Below are 11,841 nucleotides of genomic sequence, written 5' to 3'. Positions count from 1 at the left end.
TGTCCCCCTACTTACTTGCTCCAGTGGCCGTCCACCGTCTGCCCCCCGCCGTTCAGCGCGCTCCCCCACCCCCGCCCGCGCGCACCAGCCTCGAACACACACCTCTCCCCCCCCCCAGCTCCGCCGCGGTGGGCGGGGGCGGGGGGGCGGGCCTCCGGGAGGAAGATCGTCCGCCATGAAGCCGTGGATCAGCGAGATGGAGAGAATATTGTTCTTGCCCTGCAAGGCTTGAATACGGTCGACGAAGGAACGCATCGGTTCGCGGCTGGTCGGGAAAACACCGATCATGCGGCAATCGAAGGTGGAGATGACCGGCTTGATCTCGCCGCGCAGCGTGCGCAGCGCGAGATCGACGACGTGTTCGCCGCGCTCGTAGAAATCCGTATGCGGGAATTCAAGGAAGGCGGCGAGAATGTTGGAATTCTCCACGCGTTTGCGTGTCAGATGGCTGTGCGGATCAAGTTCCGATGCAATGAGCACGTCAGGGCCGACAATCGCGCGGATGCGCTCGAGCAGATCGCCTTCGCAATCATCATAGCCTTGGGCGACCATGGCCCCGTGCAGGCCAAGAATGACCGCGTCGACAGGCAAGGCCGCTTGCAGCTGGCCGAGAATTTCGTCGCGCAATTCCTCGTAGGCCCGCTGCTGCAAAAGCCCGCCGGGTTCGGCCCAGGTCGCGGTGCCCTCGATGAGTTCAAAGCCCTCCTCCCGTGCGCGGCGGCGCAGAACCACCATGGGCGCCGAACACAGCGTCGGTGTTTCCGGGTGTTCGCCGGGGCCTGCATAGAAGGCCATTTCAAAACTGGCGCGGTCGGTTGGAACCGGCGAAAACGTATTGGTTTCCGTCGCGAAGGAGGCGGTGAAGATGCGCATGGAAATGCCTGTTCTTTATGTATCAGAGGGGCTTGTAGGCAATGGCTTCGATTTCGATCTTGATGTCGATCATCAGGCGCGATTCAATCGTGGTGCGGGCTGGCGGGTTCTGCGGGAAATAGGCCGCGTAGGTCTTGTTGAAGGCGGCGAACTCGCGCGCATCTTCGAGAATGACGAAGGTCTTCACCACATCGGACAGATCCGCACCGGCCAGCGCCAGCGCTGTCCTGATATTCTCCATCACCTGCTTTGTCTGTGCTTCGATGCCGCCTGTGATGACGGTGCCATCGGCGCCGACCGGGACCTGGCCGGAAATGTAGATGAAATCCCCGGCGCGGACGGCCGGTGACAGCGGCACATGCGATGATCCGAAATGTTGTTTTGTCATGATGTTCAATTCCCTGACTTGGTTACTTGACGGCGCCGATGGAAAGCCCGCGCACCAGATAGCGCTGCAGCCACGCAAAGAGAATGGCGACCGGAACGGATGCCACAAATGCCGCAGCCATGACGTAGTGCCAGTCGACCGTGTAGCGGCCGGCGACAAGCGAGAGCACGCGGATCGGCAGGGTGTAGTTCTCTTCCTTGCGCAGCATGGTAAGCGCGATGACGAACTCGTTCCAGGCATTGATGAAGGTGAAGATGGCGGTGACGACCATTGCCGGGACAGCGAGCGGCAGGAAGACGCTGCGCAGCGTGCGCCAGCGATTTGCCCCTTCCATCCATGCGGCTTCTTCGAGATCGCGTGGAATTGTGGAGAAATAGCTCTGCAGCATCCACACGCAGAAGGCGATGTTGAAGCCGGTGTAGATGATGACAAGCACATTCAGATTGTCGATCATCCCGGCATTGGCCACGAGCCGGAACAGGCCGATGACCAGCACGATGGGCGACAGCATCTGCGAGACGAGGAGAAATTGCCGGTAGGCGTTGCGGCCGGCAAACTGGTAGCGGCTGAGGGCATAGGCGGCGGGAATGGAGACGACGATGGTCAGCAGGGTCGACAGCGTCGATACGTAGAGCGAATTGGCGAGCGCCGACGCAATGCCGGAGGTCTGCCACATCTCCGAAAAGTTCTGCCAGTGCAGTTCTTCCGGCCACCAGGTTGGGTTGAGCACCTCCGTTGCCGATTTGAGCGAGGTGATCGTCATGACGACATAGGGAAAGAGGATCACCACGACGATCGGCGACAGGAACAGCCAGAACAGGAGGGAGCGCTTGAGCTTGCTGTTCATCATTCCTTCTCCTCGCGCATGGCCAGCCGCACATAGATGAGCGTGAAGACCAGAAGGATGGCGAACATGATCAGCGAGATCGCCGCCGCCTCGCCCAGGCGCCCGAGGCGGAAGCCGAGCTCGTAGAGATAGGTTACGAGAATATGGGTCGAATTGGCAGGCCCGCCCTGCGTGGTCACCCAGATGATCGGGAAGGAGTTGAAGACGTAGATCGTGTTGAGCACGAACGCGATATTGATGAAGGGCCGCAACAGGGGAAGCGTGATCAGGCGGAACTGGTCCCAGCGCCCAGCGCCTTCCGTGGCCGCCGCCTCATAGAGATCATCGGGAACCGACGACAGTCCGCCGAGGAAGATGGTCACCGTAAACGGCACTGACACGAGGATGCCGATCAGGATCTGCATCGGAAAGGCGGTGGACGCCTCGGCCAGCCACTGGATATTGCTGCCGATCAGGCCGAGATCACGCAGCGCCGAATTCAGCATGCCGCTTTCGCCGTTGAGAGCCCAGCGCCAGACCACGGCGGTCATGGTCAGCGAGATCGCCCAGGGCAGCATGATGAGGATGCGGGCAATGCCGCGCCCGTAGAAATCCTCGTTGAGGATCAGCGCGATGGGGACCGATACGATCAGCGTGCCAAGCACGACGCAAACGGTCCAGACCAGCGTGCGCCAGGTCGCTGCGATGAAATCCGGATCGGCGAACAGCACGCGGAAATGCTCAAGCCCGACGAATTCGCGCAGCATGCCGAAACGGTTCACGTCGTGCAGCGACAGCGAGACGATCTCCTTCAGCGGCCAGAGGATGATGGCGGCTGCCAGAATGAAGCTGGGCAGGATGAGAAAATAGGGGGCCGTTGCCCGTTGCATAAGCGTGCGTTCCTTGACCGGAGAATATGGGACCGGAGAATATGGCGTCTGAAGGACGGAGCGGGAAAGCGGCTGGCGCCACTCTCCCGCGGCCGGCTTATTTCAGCGTCGCGTTGATCTTGGCAGCCGCTTCCTTCAGCGTTGCCTCGGCCTCGCCCTGGCCAAGATAGATCTTCTGCACGGCATTGGAGGTTGTCTTGGCGATGTCCTCCCAGCCCGGAATGACCGGTGCAAACCGGGCATTCGGCAGCAGCGAGGTGAAGACCTTCAGATCGGCATTGTCAGCGAAATAAGGATCCTTCGCTTCTTCCGCGTTGACCGGCAGGAAGCCTTCGATCTTGTCGAACTTGGTGCGCTGTTCCTTGGTGAAGATGAAATCAAGGAACTTCCAGGCCGCTTCCTTGTTCTTGGAATTCTCGAACAGAACAATGGAGTCGGTCACGCCATAGGTGCCCTTGTCGCCGCCCGGACCTGCCGGGATGGGTGCCACGCCATAGTTGAGCTTCGGCGCTTCGGTCTTGATCTGGCCCGAGAGGAACGGTGCGGTGATGACCGTTGCCACCTTGCCCTGCTTGAACAGGTTCTGCACGTCTTCACGCGAATAGGAGGTCACGCCCGGCTGGGTCAGGCCCTCATCGATGAAGCTCTTGTAAAGCTTGGCGGTGTCGATGGCTGCCTTTGAATCGAGGCCGGATTTGCCGCCCTTGACGATTTCGCCGCCATTCGACCACATGCCGTAGTAGAAATAGACGTCCGTCTCGATTTCCTTGCCCTGCAGACCGAAACCATAGGTCTCGCTACCGAGCTTCTTGATCTTTTCCGCATCGGTCTTGAAGTCGGCCCACGTCGCGGGCGGCGCGCTGATGCCGGCCTTGGCGAAAATGTCCTTGTTGTAATACATCGCCCGCGCCGAGGCGGCGACCGGCAGGCCGTAGACCTTGCCGTTCATGACCGAAGGCGTCAGGAACGTGTCGATGAAGCGGGCCTTGAAGTCCGGTTTGATGTGCTCGTCAAGCGGCGCAACGATGCCTTCCGACACATAGTCGAGCAGCCAGCGCGTGCCGATGATGGAAAGATCGGCATTGGCGCCGGCCGAAATATCGGTGGTCAGCTTCTGCTGCAGGCTGTCCCACGGCACGACCTCGATCTGGATTTTGACATCGGGATTGGCGGCTTCAAACGCCTTGGCCGCTTCCTGGAAGTAAGGGCCCGTGCCCTTGCTGTATTCGGCGATGGTGACACGCACGGTGCTCGCGGCAAAGGCGCTGCTGCTGAAGGCAACGATGCTTGCTCCGGCAAGAAGGCATAGTTTCTGTTTGAACGTCATTGTCATTCCCCTTGTTATCGCCGCAGTCACACGGCGTTTGTTTGTGTCCGCGAACCGTCTTCGGCGGGTAGGCTCCTTCGCCTCCCGCAAGCCGCTTCTTCCAACCAGCCTCTCTATCTTCAAATGTAATTTAATTTCATGCAAGCGAATTTTGCATCGGTTTGATGTATTTTTATGTTGCTTTTTTTCACGCTCCGCCATTAGCTGGGCAACAGGCGGGTAGAATCCGCGAGAGATTGTCTGCGGAAGCGGGCCAATGATACGGGAACAGATGAACGCGCAATGACCTCACCCAATTTGCATGATTTCTATGGACTAAAAGGCAGGCAGGTGCTGATCACCGGTGCTGGCGGCGGTATCGGCCAGGCATTGATTGCAGCCTTCACCGCTGCGGGCGCCGTCGTCTCGGGCGCCGACAGGACGGACGCGGCATTGGAAAACCTGCCCCTCGCCCATCGTCTTGTTTTTGAGCTCACGGACCGCGCCGGCATCGCAAAGGCCGTCGGCGATTTCATCGGCGAGAACGGTGCGCCCGACGTGCTGGTCAACAATGCCGGCTTCACCCGCGGCGAAACACTGGATCAGGTGGATGGCGACGTCTGGGATCGCGAGATTGCGATCAACCTGAATGGTGCCTTTCATGTGACGGCGCCGGTCGTCGATGCCATGGTCAGACGCGGCGGCGGCAATGTGGTGTTCATATCCTCGGTCAATGGCCTCTCGCATTTCGGTAACCCGGCCTATTCGGCTGCCAAGGCCGGGCTTATCTCCTATGTGAAGGCGCTGGCCGTGGAGCGCGGACGGTATGGCATCCGTGCCAATGCGGTCTGCCCCGGCTCGGTGCGCACACCCGCATGGGATCATCGCCTCGCCAGTCAGCCGGAACTCCTGGCGAAAGTCTTGCCGCACTATCCGCTCGGGCGCATGGTGACACCGGAAGAAGTGGCACATGCCGCCCTGTTTCTGGCTTCCTCGGCAGCATCTGGAATAACAGGCACGGCGCTGGCCGTGGATGCCGGGTTGACGTCAGGCAATCTGCGCTTCATCAACGACGTTCTTGCGGGAGAAGACTGACATGGCCGGACTTCAGATCAAACAACTCGTCAAATCCTATGGAGCCATGAGCGTTCTGCATGGCATCGATCTTGAGGTGCGTGACGGCGAGTTCCTCGTTCTCATCGGCCCTTCCGGCTGCGGCAAGTCCACGCTTCTGCGCATGATTGCCGGTCTCGACGATATTTCTTCGGGGGAGCTATGGATCGGCGATCGCCTGACCAATGGCCTCGCGCCGCAGCAGCGCAATATTTCAATGGTCTTCCAGAGCTATGCGCTGTTCCCGCATATGACGACGCGCAAGAATATCGGCTTTGGCCCGAAAATCCGGCGCGAAGCCGGAAGTATTATCGATGCCAAGGTGAACAAGGCAGCGGAAACGCTCAACCTGCACAACTATCTCGACCGCCTGCCGCGCCAGCTTTCGGGCGGCCAGCGCCAGCGCGTTGCCATGGGCCGGACCATCGTGCGGGAACCCGACCTGTTCCTTTTCGATGAACCGCTGTCCAATCTGGATGCCAAGCTGCGCGTGCAGATGCGCACGGAAATCAAGGCGCTGCATCAGCAGCTCAAGACAACCATCGTCTATGTGACGCACGACCAGATCGAGGCCATGACCATGGCGGACCGGATCGTGGTGATGAATGGCGGCCGCATCGAACAGATCGGCTCGCCGCTCGAACTGTATGACCAGCCGGCCAACAAATTCGTCGCCGGTTTCCTTGGCTCGCCCGCCATGAGCTTCATTCCCGGGACGCTGGAGCGGGGTGACGGGATGGTACGCATGCGGACATCGGATGGTTTCGCGATCCCGGTTGGCGATACGACGGCCGCTTCCGGTCAGCCGATCGAGGTGGGTATCCGTCCGGAACATTACCGCCTGGCGGCTAGCGGTCAGGGTTTCCCTTATAAAGTTGCCGTGATCGAGCCGACCGGCTCGGAAACGCATCTTTTCGGCACGATTGCCGGCGTGGATGTGCGCGCGGTGTTCCGTGATCGCATCGCGCCGGAACCGGGCAGCCAGATGATGCTGACGGTTGATCCTGGCAAGGTGCACGTCTTCGACGGGAAAACCGGAAACCGGATCTGACATGGCTTCGCCGCTTTTTGACATCGTTGCCCGGTTGCGTGAGATCGCCGAGAATGGCCAGCGCTCCGATCAAAGGGTGGCTGCCGCCGTTCTGGCGGATGCGGATTTTGCCACCCATGCTTCCATTGAAAAGCTGGCGGAAAAGGCGGGGGTCAGCGAGCCGACGATTACCCGTTTCTGCCGCTCGCTCGGCTTCGAAGGCACCCGTGATTTCAAGGTGGGGCTTGCCCAGTCCCTGGCGGTTGCCGGGCGGTTCATTTCGGTCAATGCCGCCGATGGTTCGGCGAGCCATGGCATTCCGTCAATCATAGCAACCAGTGCCGTCAGTGCGATTGAAACGGTGACCAATCTCATCGACCGGGCAAGTCTCGACCGCGCTGCGGCTATCGTTGCCGGTGCCGGCATGGTTCGTGCCTACGGGTCGGGCGGTGCCTCGTCGATGGCCGCGACCGAGCTCGAAAACCGGTTGTTCCGGTTGGGTCTTCCGGCCTCCTCCCATATCGATGGCGAAATGCAGCAGATGACCGCTGCTACCAGCAACAAGGATACGGTCATCGTCGCCTATTCCCTGTCCGGCGAGGTCAAGCCGGTTATCGACGCGGTGACCATTGCCGGACGCTACGGGGCAAAGACAATTGCCTTCACCGCGGCCAAGTCGTCTTTGGCGGCCGCGGCGCAACTGGTCTTGCCTTTTCACATCGAAGAAGGCACGAATGTCTACCGGCCCTCACCTGCCCGCTATGCCCTGCTTGCCCTGACCGATATGCTGGCCATGAGCGTAGCGGAAAAAATCGGCGCGCCCGCAGTGGAACGCATGCGCCGGATCAAGAATCTTCAGGGCATGCAAAAGAGCGATGCACCCAACCTTCCGCTTGGAGACTGAGAATTGAAACTGTCCGACCTTGATACGCCTGCCGTCCTGATCGATGTGGACCGGGCCGATGCCAACCTGCAGCGCTTCCAGGCCTATGCCGATGCGCATGGGCTGCGCGTGCGCCCGCATATCAAGACGCACAAGCTGCCGCGTTTTGCCAAACGGCAGGTGGAACTTGGCGCTGTCGGCATCACCTGCCAGAAGTTGGGCGAGGCCGAGGTGATGGCCGATGCCGGTTTGACTGACATTTTCATTCCCTACAATATCATCGGCAAAGCCAAGCTCGACCGGCTCGTTGCCCTGCACGGACGCATCAAGCTTGCGGTGACGGCGGACAGCGCCGCAACCGTCAGCGGCCTTGCCGCGGCCTTTGCCGGTTCGGCGAAGCCGCTCGAGGTTCTGGTGGAATGCGATACGGGCATGGGCCGCTGCGGCGTGCAGACACCCGATGACGCGGTTGCGCTGGCGAAAGTGATCGACGCCGCCGACGGTCTTCGCTTTGCCGGTTTCATGACCTATCCGAAGGCGGGTGGCGTGCAGGAGAACCAGGCATGGCTGGCAGCGGCAAAGCAGAAAGCGGCCGATGCGGGACTTGATCCGTGCATCATCTCCAACGGCGGTTCGCCGGATATGTGGCGTGCTCATGAGGTGACGGCGGCCACCGAACATCGGCCCGGCACGTATATCTATATGGACCGGTTTCAGGTGGCAAAGAATGCCGGCACCTGGGACGATTGCGCCCTCACCGTTCTGGCAACCGTGGTCAGCCGCCCGACGGACAACCGTGCGGTCATCGATGCCGGCTCAAAATCGCTGTCGAGCGATACGTTCGGCATGGAAGGGTTCGGGCGGATTGTCGAATTTCCCGATGCGGTGATCACCTCGCTCAGCGAGGAGCACGGGACGATCGACGTGTCGGCGTGTAAATCCAAGCCGCAGATCGGCGACCGGGTCCGCATCATTCCCAATCACGCCTGCGTGGTCTCCAATCTGTTCGACAGCGTGGTGCTGATATCAGGCGACGCGGTCGTCGACATTGCCCCCGTCGCCGCGCGGGGCCGGGTCGGCTAGTTTCCGTAGATGGCCGCGCGCATTTTCCGCTGCGCGTCGGACATCGCCTGCCCCTTGGCATTGACCTGATCGAGCAGGATGTTCAACTGCGCCTGGATGGTGGGATCCGAAACTTCGAACATCGAGCCGGAGATGGTGATCTTGTCCCTGTTCTGATCGACGAAATCGACGACCTTCAGGAGGATGTCAAAGGTCTCGCTCGTGGCCGGAAAGATTTCCTTGTAGGTGTTGGCGAGATTGCTCACGGTCTTTTCATAGGCCTTGTCAAAGACGGGCTTGAGGTCTTCCGGCTGCTTCAGCGCCGCATGGGCCCTGTCGGCGACGCTCTGTTCTTCATCCATGGTCGTGCGCAGCGTGCTGAGGCCGGCATAGGCGGCCTTGATGTCATCCTTGCGGTTCATGGCATCGTCGATGGAGGTGATTGCACCTTTGGCAGCAAGGGCTTCCATGGGTTTGCTGATCTTTTCGTTCATCGCCGCATGAAAATCGGTGATGATCTTGTATTGTGCTGCATAGCTGCCAAGAGACTTGGTTTCTTCCGTGGTCAATTGCGGGACGCTCACGCCCTTCTTGTCGACGATGCGCGTCTGCAGAAAGTCGATGAATGCCTTGCGCTGGGTGGCCTCGTTGTCCGAACAGGCGGAGATCGAGAGGGCCATGAACACGGTCATGACCGCCGCAATGGCAAAACGGAATCCTGGCATTTTGTTATTTTCCTTTTCTTCTTCTTGACGTCCGCTCAGGCAAGTGGCCTGAACGATAGGGCCTGTCGGCCTTGTTGCTCCCTGTGGTGCTGCAGAAATTGGGCGCCAGCATGGGAAGAGTGGCATTTCCCTCAAAATTGATCGGATCGCTGGGTAGGGCCTAGTGCAGAAAGATATGTTGCACAACCGTGACGGGCACCGTCAGGCATGTTTTCCAGAAGCAATGGAAACTGCGGGAGGCCGGGGCCGAGCCATCTTGCGTGGCGGACCGATCGTTCAAGGCTCCGATTGTGGCCGCTCCCGATTGGCCATAGAATGCCATGCGTTGAGGGCCGGAGGAAGGAATTGCCATGGAGGAAGATGCTGCTGAATTTGCTCACCGTTTGAGACATCGCGCAGTGACCTATGGGGTCCTGACCTGCGTCCTCATGGTGGCAACGTCGCTCATCGCCGACAAGGGCGGCGCTGTGCTTGCCGGTCTGTGGCCCCTGATGATGGTGGGCGGGCTTATCACCCTGTTGCTTACCGGCTACCTCCTGTTTGATGCCGCTCTGTTTCGTTTCATCGCCTCGCATGAGGATGAACTGGACGGGTGCAAGGCCCTGGACGACATGCTGGCGCGGATGCGGCTGCGATCCCGTCCGGAAAAGACGCGGCCGTTGCAGGCCAGAATATCAGGAACCAAGAGCGTTCTGGTGAAATTGCATATCGCCTTTGCCGCGTTTGTCACCCTGTTCGTGGCACTCGTTGTCTACGGATTCTGGGGGCACTGAAGGGACTCGACTCCCGGCGGGTCTTTCCTGCATCATGCAGGCCTTCGCCAGAGCTTATGCGTATGGGGCCAACTGTCAAGGTGTCGTTCGAGCAGCCTGTTTTGCCTAGCGGCCCGGCAGATGTCGTCGAGCCTGATCCGGATTGCTTTGCCGTGCTGAAGCCGGAAGAAATCCCGGCGGCCTTCCTTTGCGCCGAGGAGCGCAATCATACGACGGATGATCGCGATCCCTTCCAGCGCTGGGAAGAATAGGCCTAGCTTTTCAGCCTGTACCCCGTTTTGAACATCCAGCGCACAATCAGAATGCAGACGATGAGGAACACCAAGGTCATGGCAAGACTGGTTCCGATGTGCACATCGGACAAGCCGTAAAAACTCCAGCGAAAGCCGCTGATGAGATAAACGACCGGATTGAACAAGGTGACCGTACGCCAGAACGGCGGAAGCATGTCGATGGAGTAAAAGCTGCCGCCCAGGAACGTCAGCGGCGTGACGATCATCAGCGGCACCAGCTGCAGCTTTTCAAAACCGTCGGCCCATATGCCAATGATGAAGCCGAACAGACTGAAGGTCACCGCAGTGAGCACGAGAAACAGCACCATGACAAAGGGATGCTCGATCCGCAACGGCACGAACAAGGCGGCCGTTGCCAGAATGATCACGCCGAGAATGATCGATTTCGACGCCGCCGCGCCGACATAGGCGATGACAATCTCGAAATAGGATACGGGTGCCGACAGCAATTCATAGATCGTCCCGGTGAATTTGGGAAAGTAGATACCGAAGGACGCGTTCGAAATGCTCTGCGTCAGCAGCGACAGCATGACCAGTCCCGGTACGATGAACGCACCGTAACTGACGCCATTGATCTCGGGAATGCGCCCGCCAATGGCCGAACCGAAGACGACAAAGTACAGGCTGGTAGAAATGACAGGCGAGATGATGCTCTGCATGATCGTGCGCCATGTACGATGCATTTCAAAGAGATAGATCGCACGGATCGCGTAAAGGTTCATTTGCGTTCCCTCACCAGATTGACGAAGATTTCCTCGAGAGAGCTTTGCTTCGTCTGAATGTCGTTGAACCCTATGCCTGCCTTGTCCAGATCCTTGAGCAGCGAGGCAATGCCGGTTTTGTCCTCATGCGCATCGTAGCTGTAGATAAGCTCGCTGCCGCTGGCGGCCAGTTCGAGCCCGTACTTGGCCAAGGTGTCGGGTACGGCTGAATGCTCTTCCTGCAAATGCAGGCGCAGCTGCTTCTTGCCCAGCGAGCGCATCAGTTCGTTCTTTTCTTCGACCAGGATGATCTCGCCTTTGCTGATGACGCCGATGCGGTCGGCCATCTGTTCGGCTTCCTCGATGTAATGGGTCGTCAGGATGATGGTCACGCCGGACTCGCGCAAAGCGCGCACAACATTCCACATGTCGCGGCGCAACTCGACGTCGACACCGGCAGTCGGTTCATCGAGGAACAGGATCTCCGGTTCGTGCGACAGTGCCTTGGCAATCATGACGCGGCGCTTCATGCCGCCGGACAAGGTGATGATCTTGTTGTCTTTCTTGTCCCAGAGCGAAAGGTCTTTCAGGATCTTCTCGACATGGCTTGGTTTGGACGGCTTTCCGAACAGACCGCGGCTGAAACTCACCGTGTTCCACACCGTCTCGAAGGCATCGGTCGTCAATTCCTGCGGCACCAGGCCGATCTTGGTGCGCGCCGCACGATATTCCTTCTGGATGTCGTGCCCATCGGCGAGGATCGTGCCGGATGTCGGATTGACGATGCCGCAGATAGTGCTGATCAGCGTCGTCTTGCCGGCGCCGTTGGGGCCGAGCAAGGCAAAGATTTCACCGTGATGAATGTCGAGATTGATGTTCTTGAGTGCTTCAAACCCGGAATCATAGGTTTTATGCAGATTGGAAACAGATATGGCTGAGGACATGAGGTCTATCCGGACGGAATTTTCGGTTGCGACG

The 11,841-nt window shown here is 59.3% G+C and carries 14 protein-coding genes; 6 read left to right on the top strand and 8 right to left on the bottom strand.

Annotated elements, in window-relative coordinates:
- The 5 genes from RDL77_RS06110 to RDL77_RS06090 form a co-directional block, all read right to left on the bottom strand.
- Nucleotides 1-873 (bottom strand): M81 family metallopeptidase (locus RDL77_RS06110; RefSeq protein WP_288192172.1); only part of this gene is annotated, 873 nt, incomplete at its 3' end.
- 22 nt (nt 874-895) lie between these two features.
- Complete coding sequence (locus tag RDL77_RS06105; protein ID WP_223614929.1) at nt 896-1,264, bottom strand: RidA family protein; 369 nt, start codon at nt 1,262-1,264, stop codon at nt 896-898.
- A 19-nt stretch (nt 1,265-1,283) separates the two neighbouring features.
- Nucleotides 1,284-2,111 (bottom strand): carbohydrate ABC transporter permease, encoded by an 828-nt coding sequence (locus tag RDL77_RS06100; RefSeq protein ID WP_288192171.1) that lies wholly within the window; start codon nt 2,109-2,111, stop codon nt 1,284-1,286.
- Nucleotides 2,108-2,977, bottom strand: a complete 870-nt coding sequence (locus tag RDL77_RS06095; RefSeq protein ID WP_223614630.1) for a carbohydrate ABC transporter permease — start codon at nt 2,975-2,977, stop codon at nt 2,108-2,110. The genes RDL77_RS06100 and RDL77_RS06095 overlap by 4 nt, the downstream gene beginning before the upstream one ends.
- 97 nt (nt 2,978-3,074) lie before the next feature.
- Nucleotides 3,075-4,304: a sugar ABC transporter substrate-binding protein gene (locus tag RDL77_RS06090; protein WP_374042669.1), complete on the bottom strand. Its 1,230-nt coding sequence runs from the start codon at nt 4,302-4,304 to the stop codon at nt 3,075-3,077.
- Nucleotides 4,305-4,586: 282 nt separating this feature from the next.
- On the opposite strand from RDL77_RS06090, the gene RDL77_RS06085 reads away from it, so the two are divergent.
- The 4 genes from RDL77_RS06085 to RDL77_RS06070 are packed head-to-tail and all read left to right on the top strand — an operon-like array spanning nt 4,587 to nt 8,392.
- A complete protein-coding gene (locus RDL77_RS06085) occupies nt 4,587-5,378 on the top strand; it encodes an SDR family oxidoreductase (RefSeq protein WP_288192169.1) in 792 nt (263 codons plus the stop codon).
- A 1-nt stretch (nt 5,379) separates the two neighbouring features.
- Entirely contained in the window at nt 5,380-6,447 is a 1,068-nt protein-coding gene (locus RDL77_RS06080) for an ABC transporter ATP-binding protein (protein ID WP_288192167.1), read from the top strand.
- A gap of 1 nt (nt 6,448) precedes the next feature.
- A complete protein-coding gene (locus tag RDL77_RS06075; RefSeq protein ID WP_223614634.1) occupies nt 6,449-7,330 on the top strand; it encodes a MurR/RpiR family transcriptional regulator in 882 nt (293 codons plus the stop codon).
- Nucleotides 7,331-7,333: 3 nt separating this feature from the next.
- Entirely contained in the window at nt 7,334-8,392 is a 1,059-nt protein-coding gene (locus RDL77_RS06070) for a D-TA family PLP-dependent enzyme (RefSeq protein ID WP_288192166.1), read from the top strand.
- On the opposite strand, the gene RDL77_RS06065 is transcribed toward RDL77_RS06070, so the two are convergent.
- Nucleotides 8,389-9,096, bottom strand: a complete 708-nt coding sequence (locus RDL77_RS06065; protein WP_288192164.1) for a DUF3053 family protein — start codon at nt 9,094-9,096, stop codon at nt 8,389-8,391. The genes RDL77_RS06070 and RDL77_RS06065 overlap by 4 nt on opposite strands.
- A 398-nt stretch (nt 9,097-9,494) precedes the next feature.
- On the opposite strand from RDL77_RS06065, the gene RDL77_RS06060 reads away from it, so the two are divergent.
- The gene (locus tag RDL77_RS06060; protein WP_288192163.1) at nt 9,495-9,869 is read left to right on the top strand and encodes a hypothetical protein; all 375 of its coding nucleotides are present in this window, start codon (nt 9,495-9,497) and stop codon (nt 9,867-9,869) included.
- A 62-nt stretch (nt 9,870-9,931) separates the two neighbouring features.
- A complete protein-coding gene (locus tag RDL77_RS06055; RefSeq protein ID WP_288192162.1) occupies nt 9,932-10,120 on the top strand; it encodes a hypothetical protein in 189 nt (62 codons plus the stop codon).
- A gap of 2 nt (nt 10,121-10,122) precedes the next feature.
- On the opposite strand, the gene RDL77_RS06050 is transcribed toward RDL77_RS06055, so the two are convergent.
- Nucleotides 10,123-10,884 (bottom strand): ABC transporter permease, encoded by a 762-nt coding sequence (locus RDL77_RS06050; RefSeq protein ID WP_288192161.1) that lies wholly within the window; start codon nt 10,882-10,884, stop codon nt 10,123-10,125.
- Complete coding sequence (locus tag RDL77_RS06045; protein WP_223614640.1) at nt 10,881-11,807, bottom strand: ABC transporter ATP-binding protein; 927 nt, start codon at nt 11,805-11,807, stop codon at nt 10,881-10,883. Before RDL77_RS06045 ends, RDL77_RS06050 begins: the two co-directional genes overlap by 4 nt.
- Nucleotides 11,808-11,841: the final 34 nt, after the last annotated feature.

The organism is uncultured Phyllobacterium sp., assembly GCF_902479695.1.
Lineage (GTDB): Bacteria > Pseudomonadota > Alphaproteobacteria > Rhizobiales > Rhizobiaceae > Phyllobacterium > Phyllobacterium calauticae.
Note: the sequence above shows the minus strand (reverse complement) of the source record. Positions and strands in the feature narration are given on the sequence as shown.